This window comes from Synechococcus sp. W55.1 (genome assembly GCF_047461655.1).
Lineage (GTDB): Bacteria > Cyanobacteriota > Cyanobacteriia > Thermostichales > Thermostichaceae > Thermostichus.
The window spans coordinates 52,256-68,567 of the sequence record NZ_JANSHN010000017.1; the positions used below are offsets into that span (position 1 = coordinate 52,256).

At 58.8% G+C, this 16,312-nt stretch carries 13 protein-coding genes and 1 pseudogene; 5 read left to right on the forward strand and 9 right to left on the reverse strand.

The window, feature by feature from the left end:
* Positions 1–32 precede the first annotated feature (32 nt).
* From cax to coaBC, 3 genes are all read right to left on the reverse strand, one after another.
* A complete protein-coding gene (gene cax, locus NW816_RS09675) occupies positions 33–1,151 on the reverse strand; it encodes a calcium/proton exchanger (RefSeq protein ID WP_414355509.1) in 1,119 nt (372 codons plus the stop codon).
* Between the two features lie 210 nt (positions 1,152–1,361).
* A complete protein-coding gene (locus NW816_RS09680) occupies positions 1,362–2,132 on the reverse strand; it encodes a hypothetical protein (RefSeq protein WP_414399527.1) in 771 nt (256 codons plus the stop codon).
* A gap of 68 nt (positions 2,133–2,200) precedes the next feature.
* Positions 2,201–3,430, reverse strand: coding sequence for a bifunctional phosphopantothenoylcysteine decarboxylase/phosphopantothenate--cysteine ligase CoaBC (gene coaBC / locus NW816_RS09685; protein WP_414409018.1), 1,230 nt, complete (start codon positions 3,428–3,430; stop codon positions 2,201–2,203).
* 328 nt (positions 3,431–3,758) lie between these two features.
* On the opposite strand from coaBC, the gene NW816_RS09690 reads away from it, so the two are divergent.
* The 3 genes from NW816_RS09690 (at position 3,759) to NW816_RS09700 (ending at position 6,945) form a co-directional block, all read left to right on the forward strand.
* The gene (locus tag NW816_RS09690; RefSeq protein ID WP_011432615.1) at positions 3,759–4,127 is read left to right on the forward strand and encodes an AbrB family transcriptional regulator; all 369 of its coding nucleotides are present in this window, start codon (positions 3,759–3,761) and stop codon (positions 4,125–4,127) included.
* Between the two features lie 256 nt (positions 4,128–4,383).
* Positions 4,384–5,187, forward strand: coding sequence for an Ig-like domain-containing protein (locus tag NW816_RS09695; RefSeq protein ID WP_414329004.1), 804 nt, complete (start codon positions 4,384–4,386; stop codon positions 5,185–5,187).
* Positions 5,188–5,217: 30 nt separating this feature from the next.
* Complete coding sequence (locus NW816_RS09700) at positions 5,218–6,945, forward strand: helicase HerA domain-containing protein (RefSeq protein ID WP_414409012.1); 1,728 nt, start codon at positions 5,218–5,220, stop codon at positions 6,943–6,945.
* On the opposite strand, the gene NW816_RS09705 is transcribed toward NW816_RS09700, so the two are convergent.
* A complete protein-coding gene (locus tag NW816_RS09705) occupies positions 6,882–7,886 on the reverse strand; it encodes a methyltransferase domain-containing protein (protein ID WP_414381150.1) in 1,005 nt (334 codons plus the stop codon). The genes NW816_RS09700 and NW816_RS09705 overlap by 64 nt on opposite strands.
* A 262-nt stretch (positions 7,887–8,148) precedes the next feature.
* Positions 8,149–9,192 (reverse strand): glucokinase, encoded by a 1,044-nt coding sequence (locus tag NW816_RS09710; protein ID WP_414344654.1) that lies wholly within the window; start codon positions 9,190–9,192, stop codon positions 8,149–8,151.
* Positions 9,193–9,344: 152 nt separating this feature from the next.
* Here NW816_RS09710 and NW816_RS09715 point away from each other — a divergent pair, with 152 nt between their 5' ends.
* On the forward strand, positions 9,345–10,091 hold the full coding sequence (locus tag NW816_RS09715; RefSeq protein WP_414329009.1) for a DUF3120 domain-containing protein: 747 nt from the start codon (positions 9,345–9,347) through the stop codon (positions 10,089–10,091).
* A gap of 24 nt (positions 10,092–10,115) precedes the next feature.
* Here NW816_RS09715 and NW816_RS09720 read toward each other — a convergent pair whose 3' ends face one another.
* From NW816_RS09720 to NW816_RS09735, 4 genes are all read right to left on the reverse strand, one after another.
* Entirely contained in the window at positions 10,116–10,733 is a 618-nt protein-coding gene (locus NW816_RS09720; RefSeq protein WP_414409013.1) for a hypothetical protein, read from the reverse strand.
* Positions 10,734–10,786: 53 nt separating this feature from the next.
* A complete protein-coding gene (ilvN, locus tag NW816_RS09725; protein WP_414374441.1) occupies positions 10,787–11,311 on the reverse strand; it encodes an acetolactate synthase small subunit in 525 nt (174 codons plus the stop codon).
* A 181-nt stretch (positions 11,312–11,492) separates the two neighbouring features.
* Positions 11,493–13,991 carry a DUF3656 domain-containing U32 family peptidase gene (locus NW816_RS09730; RefSeq protein WP_414409014.1) on the reverse strand — a complete coding sequence of 833 codons (2,499 nt, stop codon included), beginning with the start codon at positions 13,989–13,991 and terminating at the stop codon, positions 11,493–11,495.
* A 236-nt stretch (positions 13,992–14,227) separates the two neighbouring features.
* On the reverse strand, positions 14,228–15,361 hold the full coding sequence (locus tag NW816_RS09735) for a histidine kinase (RefSeq protein WP_414409015.1): 1,134 nt from the start codon (positions 15,359–15,361) through the stop codon (positions 14,228–14,230).
* Between the two features lie 258 nt (positions 15,362–15,619).
* Between NW816_RS09735 and NW816_RS09740 the strand changes: the two are divergent.
* Positions 15,620–16,312: pseudogene (locus NW816_RS09740) on the forward strand (RNA-guided endonuclease TnpB family protein); the annotation flags it as partial.

Below are 16,312 nucleotides of genomic sequence, written 5' to 3' on the forward strand. Positions count from 1 at the left end.
TCGCGTCAGCGGTGCGAAGCACTTGAACAACCTCACTCCAGAAAGAAGAAGGCAATCCCAAGGATGGCGTAGGTGGCCAAGAGCAGTAGCCCTTCCAGCCAGTTGGATCGCCCATCGCTGCTAACGGAATTGATCAGCAGCACCGAGACGGCAATGGCCACCAACTCTACCATGCCGAAGTTGAAGTTCATGGGCTGATGCAGCACATCCCCGGCCAGCACCAGCAGAGGTGCCACAAACAGGGCAATTTGCATCGTCGAGCCCAGCGCCACCGAGAAGGAGAGATCCATCTTGTCTTTCATGGCCACCGTGATCGCCGTCGCATGCTCTGCCGCGTTGCCGATGATCGGCAACAAAATCACCCCCATAAACAGCGGCGTCATGTGAAAGTGTTCCAGCGTATCCTCTAGAGTGCTCACCAACAGTTCCGACTCCAGCGCCACCAGCACCGTCAACCCCAAGAGGATCAGCACCCAAAACCCCAAACCGGCCCGCTCAGGTGGAGCCGTCAGCACTTGGGGAATGGATCCCTCCGCCTGCAAAACCGGATTGAGGGCCAGGCGACTGGCCGCCTCATCTTCTGCGGCTTCCGCTTCGTGAAGGGTGTAGAGGTAGCTGTGGGTTTTGAGGGAAAACAGCAAAGTAAGACCGTAAACCCCGATCAGCACCAGGGCTACCGCCGTGGATAGCTCTTGGATGGAGATCTCCCCCAAGTTGGCATCGGCATAGGTGACCACGCTGGGCAAGATCAAGGCCACCACCGCCAGGTTCATCACCGAGGCATTCATGCGGGCCACCTCGGGTCGAAAGCTCTGCTCCCGAAACTTGATCCCGCCCAAAAACATGGCCAAGCCGGCCACCAGGAGCAGGTTACTGATGATCGCGCCGGTGATGGAGGCTTTTACCACATCCACCAGCCCCGCCCGCAGTGCCACCAAGCCGATGATTAACTCCGCCGCATTGCCAAAGGTGGCGTTGATCAGCCCCCCGACTGTCGGCCCTGTCAAGGCTGCAATCTCTTCCGTGGCCTGACCCATAAACTTTGCCAAGGCCACCACCGCCAAAGCCGCACAGAGGAAGACCAGGTTGGGATCCCAGCCCCGGAAGTGCCCCACCCAAGATAGGGGAACCCCCAACAGCAGCAGGAACATTATGCTGTTCAGACCTCTCTGCCAACCTGCCGCAGAGCGATCCGGCGAAACCAAAGGATTTGCGTTAGCCAGGGTCATGGTTCACAAGGGGAGAAAAGGTAGCGACGATGGAGGCTGTTTGGGTTTCGGGGAGCCAGATCCCCCATGGCCAGGAGTGACCATCTCCAAGAGTCTAACGGCTGCGAGGGGAGGTTGGATAGGTGCTGCTGGCTAGAGGGAGATAACCCGGTTGCGCTGCAACTGCCGGGCGATCTCGGCTCCCAATTGATCGGACAGATGCTGGGGATCGGCGATTTTCAAAAAACTGCTGCCCTCTACCTCAAAGGGAAAGGATCCCTCGATGCCGTCGCGGGGGAGTTGTACCAGCAGCAATTGTTCAGGGCGCTTCGATTGCAGGGCATAGCCCAACTCCAGACAGACCTGGGGGCTGGGCAGGGGACGCCCCCGGCCATTCACCTGCACAGGGGTCACATCGGCCACCACCAGCAGCGCGTGCTTAAGCTTGCGAATCAAGGCCGCGTCGATGAGCGGGGTCTCGGCCTCGGCGGGAAGGGATCCCTGCAGCTGCAGGGGCACGACCGGTCTGTGGTCGCGATTGAGAGCCTCCACCACGGCTTGCAATGCCCGGTACAGAGTGGCGCTGGAGTTGGGGTAATCCGATTGGCCGCAGAAGTAGATGACGGGCTCGGTCATGTTCAGAGTGGCCCGCTTATTAAAGTAGATCTCGCGGCTAATTAAATCGAGGTTGGAGATGCTGTAGGCACCGCTGCCCTCGATGTAAAACTCCACCAGCTCTCCTTCCAGGTAGCGCTGCCACCACAGGGAAGCCTTCACCTGCTCCACATCGTCGAGAAAGTCGGCCCGCATCGCCGTCTTCAAGAGGCCGGTACGGCTCAGGCGCAGGTCGGGGGCCCTCTGTTGGACTTGGGAAGCAGACAACACCGAATCCAAATACCAGGCTTTCAGGACGATGATCGCCATGGGATCCCTCTGCGCTTAGCCTCAAAGGTACCTGATCTTTGGCAAGATCGTTAGTCTTGGTGTCGAAGTCAGCCCAACTCCAAGTGCAGGGCCAGATCCAGCAGTCGGTGGGCCAGGGTTGACTTGGTCGCCAATGGGATCCGTTCTGGGTTTCCCTGCTGGGGGATCCAATAGCCTTGGTTGTGGCTGCTGCCGAAGCCGCTGTCCGGCTGGTCGATGGGGTTGGCCACAATGGCATCCAAGCCCTTTTGGCGGAGCTTTTCTCTGGCCGGCGGCAAGGGATCCCCACTTTGGGCGGCAAAGCCGATGAGGCGCTGGCCAGGGCGTTTGTTGCGGGCCAGGGCTGCCACCAGGTCAGGGATCGGCTCCAACGGCAACATCTGGGGCAGTTCGGCTTTAGGCAGCTTCCCCGGATAAACCTGGGAGGGGCGCACATCCCCCACAGCAGCAGCCATCCACAAGAGATCCGCCTGGGGAAATTCCGCCTGCAAAGCCGCTTCCAGTTGGGCTGCCGTTTCCACTCGAATGGCCCGAATGCCAAAGGGTTCCGGCTCAAAAGGGATCCCCAACGGCCCATGAACCAGCGTCACCGTCGCTCCTCGGCAGGCCGCCGCCACCGCCAATGCCACGCCCATCCGACCACTGGCCGGATTGCCGATAAAACGCACCGCGTCAATGGGCTCCCGTGTCCCCCCCGCCGTCACCAACACCCGCTTGCCTTGCCAATCTTTTTTCCCCGCTGTCCAGAGCAAAGCCCGCACATACTCCTGCAGGGCCTCCGGCTCCAACATGCGCCCTTCCCCCACCGCATCACAGGCCAAGCGGCCACTGGCCGTCGGTAAGGCCCAAAAACGGGGATCCTGCTGCAGCCGCTGCCAATTCTCGGCTACCTTCTCTGCCTTCCACATCTGCGTATTCATAGCCGGTGCCACCGCCACCGGACACTGGGAAGCCAGGATCACATTGGTGAGCAAATTATCCGCCAGCCCATGAGCCAACTTGCCCAAGGTGTTGGCCGACAAGGGCGCAATGAGGAGAGCCTCCGCCCATTCCCCCAACTCGATGTGCAGCGGTCGTCCTCGTGTTGCCTGCCAAAAGGCGGCATCGGTGAAAGCCGGTTGGCGAGACAAGGTGGCAAAAGCCAAAGGAGAAATAAAATGTTCCGCAGCTTTTGTCAAAACCACCTTGATCTCTGCTCCCTGCTGCGCCAGAGCAGACACCAAAGCTGCCGTTTTGTAGGCAGCAATCCCCCCACTCACCCCAATGAGGAGACGCCGCCCTGACCAAAAGGGATCCATATCGAGTGACACGCAAACAGCCTTGTTTCCAGTTTCGCTGGTTTTGCTCAATTCCGGCGGCGAAGCGGGGATCCCTCGCCCAAAGATACTTTTGACCCTGTCGAGAATAGGGCCTGAGGATCTGTCATTACCCAATTTCAGCCAAAGTCTCCCCCACAGGTTCTGGCCTTTAGAGGGAATTCCCCACTGCTGTTTTGCGCAACCACCCCTCAGATCCCATTGCGGTCGCTGACTTATTCCCTGTAATAAGAAGGAATTGGATCAAACTCTGTTGCAATCCCTGTTTGTTTCTGGCTACACTAACAGTTGTCCCTAAAACCATCTCGATATGGCTACAACCAGTAAACCAAAACCACTCACTGGCCAAGAGCTCCTCGACAAGGTAACTTCAATGGGAAATGCGGATCGCAAGGAAAAAGCTCGCGCCTGTGGTTATGTCACCTACACCAAGAATGGTCAGGAGCGAGTGAATCTGATGCAGTTTAACAACGCCCTGTTGAAGGCCGTTGGCGTGGATCTCGGCGCTAGTGACGAAAATGGATCCCGTGGCCGCGCTCCTACCTTCCGGGTTTCGGTTCATAAGAATGGCAACCTCCTGATTGGAGCTGCCTACACCAAGAAGATGGGCCTCAAGCCCGGAGATGAGTTCGAGATCAAGCTGGGCCACCATAACATCAAGCTGGAGCGGGTCAACTGATTTGCTGTCTCCCTGGATGCTTTTCCCTGCTGGTGAGTTCATCTCAGCTTGGGTAAAGCCTTTGGTATTCCTTTCGGCCTCTAGGGGCTTGGGAGCAGCGACCTCTTCCCTTCGCTCCGGTGCTCATTGTCTTTCTACTTTTCAGAACAAGGGATCCTCATGATCCGCTGGGGATCCCTGGCAGTTTGTACCTCATCAATGGCTGAAGTGTGGGTAAGTTCGCTATTCTGACAACAGTTAAATTGGGTCTGCGGCAATGAACACTCCGACCGTACAAAATGTCTTTCGCCATTGGCGGCGGTGGCGAACTTGGGCGGGGCTGTTGTTGTTGGCAGCAGCGTTCTTTGTCATCGAGTCTCATCGGCAAGTTTGGCCTCAGTCGAATGCTTCTCAAAGTCAGGCATTTTTGGAGTGGGTGTCTTCCCAGCCTACCCCCGAACAGCAGGATGTTTTTGTGGATGGAGTCATTCGGCTGCAATTCAATCGGCCACTGGATCCCAATCTACAACGTCTGGCGGTTCAGTTGGATCCGCCGGCAGCGGTTATTTTTGATGTGCAGGGAGACGAGTTGTTGCTTAAGCCTCGGGATCCCTTGCGCTTTAGCACCCGTTACACCCTCACGCTTTCTCCCCAAGAGGGGCTGCCCCTCGAGCAGGCCATTCAGCTGAGTTTTCGCACCGAACCGCAATTTACCTACGAACGGGATGTCAAACCGCTGCTAGAAGCCAGTTGTGTGGGTTGCCATCAGCCGGCAGGACGGCAGCGCACCCAGTTGCTGGACAGTTATGAGGCCACGATGGCCTATGTCAGGCCCGGGGATCCCAATAGCGAGTTGATCAATCCCCGGTGGACGAGCCGCCACGCCTACATCCTCAACGCCAATAACCCCAACCGCCCCCAAGCTCGCGGCGGATCCCCTGAGATTGCCTACATTCAAGCCCGTGGGCTGCCCCTATCCCGTCTGGGTTTTTGGACACCTGAAGAAGTGGAGATCGTTCGCACCTGGATTGTGCAGGATGGCGCCCCTCGCACCAGCGCCCGCTTACAGATGGGCAACTGACAAGGCATCTGGAACTCAAGCCCCAACGCCATGACCCCTCCTCAACCCTTGGCCACCGTGATCCAGGGATCCCTGAGTCGGGGACTGGAGGCTCGCCTCAATCCCGGCGTCTCGGTAGAAGACTTGCGGGTGGGCAAATTCGTGGTGATCCAGGGGCAGCGCAACCGCTTCTTCGGCCTGCTCACCGACGTTACCCTAGAAACCAGCAACCCCCAGATCCTGGTCAACCCCCCCCGTCCTGAAGAGACCCTGCTGCGGGAAGTGCTGGCCGGTACCGGCACCTACGGCATCATTGCCCTCACCCCGATGTTGATGTTGGTGCCGCGGGAGATGGAGGGGGAGTATCCTCCGATCCATCCTGACTTGGCAGAGACTCAAACGGCTTCCACCACCCCCAGCCGAGAACTCCGTCCCGCTTACGCGATGGAGCTGCTGCCCGTGAAAACGGTGCCCGCCCATTTTTCACAGGTGTATGAGGCACGGGAACTGGACTTTCGCACCGTCTTCGGCTGGGAAGATGACCCAGAGCGGCGCAACTTTGCCATCGGCCAGCCCCTCGACATGGCTGTGCCCATCTGTTTGGACTTGGATCGCTGGGTGGAGCGCAGCAACGGCATTTTCGGCAAATCGGGCACCGGAAAGTCCTTTCTGGCCCGCCTGATCCTGGCCGGTATCATCCGCAAACGGGCGGCGGTGAACCTGATCTTTGACATGCACTCCGAGTATGGCTGGGAGGCAGCCAGCGAAGACAAGCACGCCACTACTGTGAAAGGCTTGCGGCAGCTCTTTCCCGGTCAGGTGCAAATCTACACCCTGGATCCCGATTCCACCCGGCGGCGAGGGGTGCGGGATGCGCAGGAGCTGTTTATTGCCTACAACCAAATCGAAGTGGAGGATCTGGCCCTGTTGGCAGATGAGCTGAACCTATCGGAAGCCAGCTTGGAAAATGCCATCATCCTGCGCAACGAGTTTGGCCGCGACTGGATCAGCCGCCTCTTGAGCCTTTCCAACGCCGAGATCCAAGAGTTTTGCGAACAGAAAATGGGCAACAAAGCCTCGATGATGGCCCTGCAGCGCAAGCTCACCCGCCTTGACAACCTCAAGTACATCCGCAGCACCCTGCCCCACAACTACATCGGCCAGATTTTGGATGCCCTCAGCCGCGGCATTCACGTGGTTATCGAGTTTGGATCCCAGTCCAACCTGCTCTCCTACATGTTGGCGGCCAACGTCATCACCCGCCGCATTCACCAGGCCTACGTGCACCAGACGGAGAGATACTTGCAATCCAAAAATCCCCTCGACAAGCCCCGTCAACTATGCATCACCATTGAGGAGGCCCATCGCTTTTTGAATCCGCGGGCAGCCAAGCAGACCATTTTCGGCACCATTGCCCGCGAGATGCGCAAGTACTTTGTCACGCTGCTGGTGGTGGATCAACGCCCTTCCAGCATCGATAGCGAAGTGATGTCGCAGTTGGGCACTCGCATTACGGCACTCCTCAACGACGACCAAGATATCGAGGCGGTGTTCACAGGGGTGGCGGGCAGCCAGAACTTGAAAACGGTGCTGGCCAAGTTGGACTCCAAACAGCAAGCCCTAATTCTGGGCCATGCCGTGCCCATGCCGGTGGTGGTGCAAACCCGCCCCTACGACCAGCGGTTCTACGCCGAAATTGCCGATCCTGACTGGTCTCAGGCTGAGGATGCGGAGGTGCTCCTGGCCGCCCAACAGGCTAAGTCCGAGCTGGGGCTGTGAGCACAAGCTGCCCGCACCGCTCGGAACATGCCAAAGCGACACAGCCCTGTGCCGAAAGCCAGCCGCATCAGCAAAAAGGTGGGTACCTCCCGCAAGGACTTCACCAAGCCGACCAAGCCAAACCTGAGAAAGCCCTCAGGGCGGACAACACCCTGCCAGATGGAATCCAGCCAAGAGGGAAGGGTCTCCTGAGTCCAGTCGGCGGTTTCTACCCGTCCCGCCACCAGGCCAGTAGCCTCCAACTGCTCGGCAAAGCCTTCGATGCTGGAGAAGGAAGGGTGTGACCATTGATCCAACAGTTGCCGCATCACCAGCCGCTCCCAAAAGTTCAGGGGCTTTTGCCGGTCGTCCCGCTGGTTCCAGTCCGCCACCACCAGGATTCCCCCTGGCTTCAACACCCGCAGCATCTCTTGGGCATAGCGGGCCTTGTCCGGCATGTGAGGCCCTGCCTCAATGGACCACACCACATCGAAGCTGGCATCGGGGAAGGGCAGGTCGAGGGCATCTGCCACCTGAAACTGGACAGGCAGATCAGGGGGGGTGAGCTCCTGGGCCCGCTTCACCTGCTGAGGACTGATGGTGATACCGGTTACAACAAAGCCGTAGTCGCGGGCCAAGATGCGGCAGCTCCCACCAATGCCGCAGCCCACATCCAACACGGTTGTCCCTGCAGGCAGTCGATCCAACCCCCCCCAGCGCACCATCTCGTGGACAAAGTCGTGCTTGGCCTGCAGAAAATTTTTTCGTTGGGGAGGAGAGCCGTAGTGGCCTAGGTGAATGTGTTCGCCCCAGTAAAACTCTAGGATCCCATCCCGAGTCCACTCGTCGTAAGACTTGGCCACAGAGGCGGGAGACTCGTATTTGCGAGCAGTCAACAGATAGGCTGCCAAGCCCACGGCCAGCAGCACAGCTATGCCCAAAGCCCAAAAGATTGGATTCATCGGATCAACCATGAAGTTTCTATGAAGTCCCTCTGCGTGGTGGCAATCATTGTCGGTTGGATAGCGCAGCCCCAGGCGGAGTGCTTTCCGGTATGGGGCCAGCCAAGCAAAGGCGCAATCCCATCTTGACCCATCTGCTGGCTCAAGGAAGAAGTCTGGGATCCCGGCAAAGGGCAGCTGGGCGAGATTTTCCAGCACCCATTGGGATTGCTGCGATCGCCTGCTGGGCCGGGGCGGCAACCTCAGTAGCAGCGGCTGCTCCCTACCAAAGGTTGGCGGCGTAGCGAGCAGCTCCCCTCAGCCCCACCTGCGCGTTCACCACCACCTGCACCGACAGTTGCTCCAGAAGAGGACGCATCCGCCCTTTGTCCAAAAACGAGGACAAAAACTCCCCTTGATGCAGTAGGCGCAAGAGCTTGGGCGCGATCCCCCCAGCGATGAACAGGCCCCCGCGCGGCAATAGGTGTAGGGCAAAGTTCCCGACTGCAGCCCCGTACAGGCTGATGAAAAGCCGCAGACACTCCACCGCCAGAGGATCCCGTGCTTCCATGGCAGCATTGGCAATTTGGGCTGCCGGGTCAATATGCTTAGCTCCCTTTTCCCAAGCCTCAATTTGGGCCAGCAGCTGTTCTTCTCCTGAGCCCCACTGGCTATCCCGCAAAAATTGATAAATGGCAACGATCCCCTGCCCCGAGACCACCCGCTCGGTGGAGACACGTCCGTGCCGTTTTTGCAAATACCTCAAGAGCTCCCACTCCAGAGGGGTGCGCGGGGAAAAGTCCACGTGACCGCCCTCGCTGGCATGAACTTGGTAACCCCCTTCTCCCCAGGTAAGGTAAGCCTGCCCCAAACCCGTGCCTGCTCCCATCACGCCAATCGGAGCCCGCGGTTGACGCTCACCCACTTGCAAGGTGTCCAGATCCTGGTCGCCGAGGGCAAGCACGCCATACCCCACAGCGCTGAAGTCGTTGATCAAGGCTACGCGCGGGATCCCCAGCTCTGCGGCCAATTGGCTCGACTGCAGATCCCAGGGCAAGTTGGTCACTTTGGCAGTCTGTCCCTCAGACCCTGAGCCCCTTGTTTCCATGACGGGGCCGGCCACTGCAAAACAGGCGGCAGCAGGCTGTGGATCTCGCCCCAGCTCCCGCCGAGCCTGGGCCAGAAACTCTCCCACCATTGGGGCGAGGTTGGCGTAATCTTGGCTGGCATAGCGGCAGTGGTAAAGGCTGTGCTCGGGATCCTCGGCATTGACAAGGCTGAGGCTGGTTTTGGTGCCCCCGATGTCTCCTGCCAACAACAAGTCCATACAGTTTCCTCCGGCCAGCACCTCCTTCCCACCCTGACATCTCTGGAGAGAGAATGCCAGGCCCCCAAGGCTTCCCCGCTCCTGCTGGGGAGAAGAGGGAAGGGCAAAGAAGGTGCTATGTTAACTGATGTAAAGGTTTTTAATATTGCATTTTGTCTTCTACACCTTTTTTACCCCCTCTCCAAGATGAGCCTCTGCTGTCCTCTGAGCGTTTGGCCGGGCTGGATCCCCGCCCTCTCTCGGCTCAAAGGCGTTTTCGATCCCACCATGCCATTGGGGGAGTGGCAGCTCTGCTCGTGAGTCTGCCCGTTTTTGTGCAAGCGCCCCTGGTGCGGTATGCCCCTTGGGTCAGCTTGGTGATGTCTTTGGGCTGGCTGGGCCTTAGCTTGCATCTCTACTCCCAGCCCCGTACCCGCCTGTGGGGAGATTTGCTGTACGGCTTTACCCTGACTTGGCTGGCGGGATCCCTGTATTGGGGATGGCTGCGCTTTGAGCCTCTTTGGCACATGCCCATGGAAGCCTTGGGGATCCCGATTGTCTGGTGGGGGACACGGCGACGGTTTGCCCGCATCGGTACCTGGTTTTATCTCGGCTCCCTGTGGGGTACGGCGGTTACAGATCTCTACATTCACTCGGTGGGGCTGCTGCCTGAGTGGCGGCAGGCGATGCAGTTTGACCGGTTGGAGCAGGCGGTTGTCCCTTTTAGGGCGGCCCTCGACAAAATGGCTACCCCCTGGGGCCTGGGTTGGGGCATCGGCTTGGGCCTTCTGTTGCTGGGTGTTGGATTGTGGAGAGTCCAGGGATCCCGCCGCTTGCACCATTGGGCATTTGCGGGAGCAGTGCTGAATACCCTGTTGGTGGATGGGCTATTTGGCTGGGGGGCAGCTCTGCTGCGGTGAGCTGGGATATCCCCAAACTCTGCTTCAGGCAGGAGTAGGAATAGGGCTGGGCTGGTTCAGGGCTTCATCGGACTCCGTCCTGCCAACGTCAACGGCAGCAGGCGCGGTTGCCGGCATTGTAGGTTCTGGCTCGGCAGGAGACCACTCCGGTGCCGGTGCGGGCTGAGGCAGAAAGTCGATGACTGTCCAGGTCTTGGAATCCGGTGAGCTGTAGGCCAGCAGCCACCGTTCGGGCGCGGTTTCAACGCGGTCGGGCTCCTGATCCCGCGAGCGCTGGGTAGCAGCAGTTCGTGGCTTTTGGTGAGCCAGGGTGATCTGGAAGGGATCCCCTTTGCGGCGATAGGGGCGGCGGGATCCCGGCGGATGCACGATTAGGGTGTAGGTACCGCTGAGGTGATGGCCTTCTAGGGTTTCTCCTGAGACTAACAGCAAAGGTTCACGGCGATCTTGGCGGATTTTCACATCCTGCAATTCCAGATGTGCCGACAACCGGTCGCTGCCCACTAAGGATCCCACCGGCCCGGACACATGAGCGATCTGATAGGCAAGGGCCTGCTGCACAATCGGTTTTGGCGGCCTGGGGCCACAGCCGACCAGCAGCCCCACCAGCACAATAGCCACAAGGCTGAGTGCGCCGCGCACAACCGATCCCTGGCCCCTCCACCCCGACTTCGGCATCGCTTCTCCTGGGGCCATCAGATGGTGACTAGGGTGGGGTGTTGCTTCAAGTATTCCGTATTCACACCGGACTCGCGGGTGAGAGCCACAAGGCCGGTACGGGCGATCTCGCGGATGCCAAAGCTGGTCAACATCTTGATGATGGCCACCATTTTGCCGGGATCCCCGGTTACCTCGAGAGTCAAAGACTCCTCTGCCACATCCACAATCCGGGCACGAAACATTTGGGCCACATCCATGATGGCGGAGCGGGTATCGGGGCTGGCGTTAACTTTGACCAGCATCAGCTCCCGTTCCACACAGGGAACATGGGTGATGTCGGTTACTTTCAGCACGTCAATGAGCTTGTAGAGCTGCTTCGTCATCTGCTCCACATCGTGTTCATCGCCCTGCACCACCATAGTGATACGAGAGATCCCCGGTCGTTCGGTGGGGCCAACGGTAAGGCTGTCGATGTTGAAGCCGCGACGGGCAAACATCCCCGCGATGCGGGTTAAAACGCCAGGCTGATCCTGCACGAGGGCGCTGAGGGTGTGTTTCACGGCAACCAGAGGATAAAGAAAAAGCTGAGCAGCAGTTGGGGAAGTGGGCAGAATGGACTTGGAACAGCCATACTCTAAGGAAATTTTACGCCAATTTTGCGGGAATGTTTTCCATATCCTCTGCTCAGGGCGTGGCTGCGCATCCAGCCTCGACAGCCCCAGGGTAGAAGCAACGCAGCCGCTAACCCTCCAGAGACCCGCGCGTAACCCCCAATTGGCTGTATAGCTTTAGCTCCTGCCACAGTTGGGATCCGCTAAGTTGTCCTTGTAAGAGTTGCTGATAGCGATGCAGCGTTTGTTGAATCTCGGCGGGGGATTCATGCAAAAATTCGATGCGCAGATAGCGCAGGCCCAAGGCCAATAATTTCGGCACATACTCTGCCCCCGTTTGGGCCTTGCCGTTGTAGAGGGTATTCCGACAGCCGGCATCGGCCTTCAAAATGTGCTCGACATTGGCCCTGTCCCTCAGCTTCACCTCGTGTTTTTCACATGGGCGACCACAATTGGTGTAATCCGTTCCGCTGGATAAAAAGGCGCAAAAGACGCAGTGCTCCATGTGGAACAGGGGCATATGTTGATGAAGGGTAACCTCATACCTATGGGCGGGGCCGGCTTGCAGCAGGGATCCCAGTTGCTCGTGGTTGAGGTCATAGGAAGCCGTCAGGCGCTCCAGGTTGTAACGGGTTTTGAGATAGTGGGCCGTGATGGGATTGGCCACATTCAAGGAAAAATCCCCAATGCAGCGCTGCCCGGCAAAGAAACGGAGATGGTCGTAATTTCTCACCAAGTAGCCATCGGCTCCGCCGACCAACACTTGCTTTAGGATCCAGGTTTCTCCTGGCTTGGTGATGCGGGGCGGAGCGACCCACAGTTCCACCTCGGGATGGGCGGCTTTGGTTGTGCGGATCACCTCCCGATAGCGGCGGGGATCCTCAAACTCCAGATAGATCTGCCTAATACCGCTGGCTATCGCCGCCGGCAGTTGCGCCGGATCCCGCACCAACACCACCAACTGCGGGGATCCCCTTTCGGGCTCCTCCTGAGAAGGCACCAGATCTTGCCAGCGAGCTTCGGGATTGAGTTGCCAGCGCGGGGGCTGAGCTCGCAGAGCTTGTAGGCGTTCCACCGCTTGTCGGCGCATCTGGTTGAGCAGGCTCACCGGCAGCATTACCTCCCCCTGCAAGGCATTGTGCAGGGATCCCAACTTGAAGGGAGTGGAGCCCAAACGGCCCAGTTGCTGTCGCAGTTTTTCGGTGGTGAGGGGTTGGCGGTGGGCAGCTTCCAGGGGCAGCGGCGAATCCACCTGCACCGTATGGCCTTGCTCATCCCGCAGGATCAGCGTCAGCGGGGATCCCACTTGGCCGTGAACCTCCATGTGGACGGGCCGCTGAAAGCGGGGGTGATCCCCGGCGTAGCTCTGGCGCAGGCGTTTTTCCAGTTCCGGGTCGCTGGTCTTCCAGAGGCGATCCCCCACCCGCAGACGTTTGAGGTCAATGGCCCCCTCTCCAAAGCTGATCCAGGCCAGCCCCTGCTTCTCTTGCACGCGGTAAACCCGTCCCCCCTGCTCCGGTAACTCCGGCTGCCCCTGATCAAACACCACGCCATCCCCGGCTTTGAGGGGTGCCTCCAGCCGGATCACCACCTGATCCTGTTGGATCCCCACCACCTGCCCCAGGTAAACCCCCCGTTTCTTGCCAAACCGCGCGTGCACCAGCTCCTGGTTGTTGATGCCCCGCAGCCAGCCCGTATAAAGCCCGCGAGAAAAGCTCATCTCCAGCTCGTAGCGTTCCTGCTGCGAAGGCTGCCACGGCTGCCCCGCTCCCAGCGCATCCAACGCCTGCCGATACACCCGCGTTACATTGGCTACATATTCTGGGGATTTCAGTCGGCCCTCAATTTTCAGACAGCGGATCCCCAGCTTCACCAGCTCCGGCAGCACCTCCAGCCCGGCCAAATCTTGAGGGCTGAGCAGATACCGCTTTTCGCCTAAGTCGCGGCGGATCCCATCTACCACCAGCTCATAGGGCATGCGGCAGGCTTGAGCACATTCGCCTCGGTTGGCCGAACGCCCCCCCAGCGCCTCGCTGGTCAGACATTGCCCCGAGTAGGCCACACACAACGCCCCATGCACGAAGACCTCCAGAGATAGAGGGGATCCCTTCTCTTCCAGATAGGCCCGGATCTGGGCGATTTCCCGCAGGGAACATTCCCGCGCCAGCACCACCACCTCACAGCCCAGCTCGGCGGCAAACTCCGCTCCCACTCCGCTGGTAATGGTCATTTGCGTAGAAGCGTGGATGGGAAAGTCGGGAGAAAGATGCCGGATCAGGCGGGCTATGCCGATATCCTGCACAATCACCGCATCCACCCCCGCCGCGATCATCGAGCGGATGTATCCCTCGGCTTCCGTCAGCTCCCTTGGAAAAACCAGGGTATTTAAAGTAACATAGCCCCGTACCCCCCGCCGGTGCAGCCAGGCCATCAGTTCCGGCAAATCCGCTTCCGTAAAATTGCGGGCACGCATCCGGGCGTTGAAGCGCTCCAGCCCAAAATAGATGGCATCGGCCCCGTTTTCCACCGCCGCCTTGGCACACTCCCAATCCCCTGCCGGAGCCAGCAGTAGGGGCAGCTCAGCGGCACAACGACTCGTCTCTACGGGGCTCATCCCAGAAGCACTCATCGAGAAGCACTTTACTGTAGATGAAGAAGATGAAGAGGAAAAAGCCAAGGGATCCTTAACCCATTCAAACGCAAAAGACCTGAAAGACGGAACCGCTCCAACGCGGAAGCGTCGCGCAGCGCGAGCAGTAAACCCAGGACTCCGTACGTGCCTATTCTGCCGGCTGTTGGCAACTCCTTGATGCTGGAAAACCGTCAGTCTCTGAGGGCTTGCACCACTGGGGAGCCAGCTCTCGGCTAGCGCTTGCAGAGCCGATATACAGGCAAAGTGAAATGAAAGCTGCTGCCTTTGCCCAAGGAAGACTCCACCCAAATCTGGCCGTAGTGGGCACGCACAATCCGTCGGCAGAGGGAAAGGCCGATGCCATAGCCCTCCTGCTGCTGATCCCGGGACAGGCGGACGGAATCGGAGAAGATGCTCTCTTGGTCGGCTTCCGGGATCCCAGGGCCGGTATCGCTGACGGTCACCTGCACCTTTTGGCTGGTGCGATGGAGAACATCGAGGCGGATGGATCCCTCGGCAGGGGTGTACTTGATGGCGTTGTCCAGCAGGTTGAACAGAACTTGGCGGATCTTGTCGGGATCCACGTGAACAGAGGGCAGATCCACGGGAATATCCGCTTGAAACTGCAGCCGCTTGCCTTGAATGCGCGGCCATAGCTCCTCGATCACCGCCTGACACAAGCCGGGCAACTGGGTTTCTACGGCTCGAATCCTCAGCTCCGAGGCAGCGCCACGGGCCGACTCCAGGATATCGGTGATCATGCTGTCCATCTTGCGCAGTTGCTGGCGGGCATGGTCGAACAACTGCCGTTCCAGCGCTTTGTCCAGGGATCCCTCGCGCCCCTGTTGCAGGGTTTCGACCGCCAAAGCCGTGGCCGTCAGGGGGCTGCGCAAATCATGCACCAGCATGGCCAGAACGCGATCTTTGAAGTCCAACTGCTCCCGCAATTGGGCCCGCTCCTGCCGCAGCAAAAACACCTCTTCCGACATTTGCAACAGCGCCTCGGTGGTCGGAGGGGAGGTGGGATCCTGTCCTGCCCCTTCTTGATGGGAAGCCAAGGCCGCCTGGCCTTGCCAACGGGGCCACCACACTTCCAACTGCGTCGCCAAGTCTCCGCCCGCCAAAACCTGAGCAGGCAAGGGCTCAGCCTTGACCAGAGCCGGAGTCGCCACCAGCTTGTAATGCTCTGCTAGGTAGGGGTGCTCCTCCAGTGGCACCACTTCCAGTTGGGCAGGGTATTGACCGGGCAACCCCTGGATGTGCTGGCGCAGATGTTCCTCAAGTTCGGCAACGACAGCTCGACTCTTGGCAAACAACAGCAGGCGAATGACAGAACGAGCGGAGGTGAGATCTGGCGAAGTCTGCATAGGCCAAAGTCCAGTCGCGTTAGCGATGCGTAGCATTAAAGCCAAAGGTTGGCGTTTCAGCAGCCGGGATTGCCGTGCGCTCGAACCGTAGGAGCCATTGCTGCTTGTTCCTTCCTAACACCTAATCTTGGGAAAAGCTTAAGAAGCGACATGGAGTGTAACAAGAAAGACCTTTCAGCTAGAAATCGCAGGAGCCCCGCACTGTACCCGTAGGGTCACTGCCGGGAGGAATGCGCTTTGATGAAGTACAATGAACTTATGAGCCAAGTCCTGACCATATCCTGCAAGCTCAAGGTGTCCCCGTCGCAAGCCGCCAAATTGGACGCGACTTTGGAGGCTTTTGGCCAAGCCTTGAATTGGGTCAACCAGAACACGCCGGAGAAGATCGTCAACGCGGTCAAGCTGCAATCCCTTTGCTACTACGAGATTCGAGCCCGGTTTGGCTTGTCCAGTAACTTGGCTCAACAGGTGTGCAGACGGGTAGCGGGTTCCCGCAAAGTGGCTAAGCAGAAAAAGCGTCCCGTCAAGGAGTTTAAGAGCGGCTTTGTTACCTACGACGCTCGCATCTTTTCGTTCCGTCAAAAAGACTGGACGGTGTCGCTGACCACGGTGGAAGGGAGAGAACGCTTTGAACTGGCCATTGGCAACTACCAGCGTGGGATGCTGGCTGGTTCCAACCCAAAAGCTGCCACGCTGATCAAGCGCAAAGATGGCTCCTACTACATCCAGATTTGCGTAGAGAAAAAGCCACCCAAGCAACAAGATACCGACAAGGTGATCGGGGTGGACTTGGGGAGGACAGATATTGCCCATACGTCAGAGGGGGACAACTGGAATGGACAGCAGTTGAGCAGAGTCCGAGAGCGCTACTCCCGGTTGAGGGCGGTACTCCAACGCAAAGCCAGTAAGGGCACACGCAGTTCGCGGCGCAGATGCAGAGAACTGTTGCAA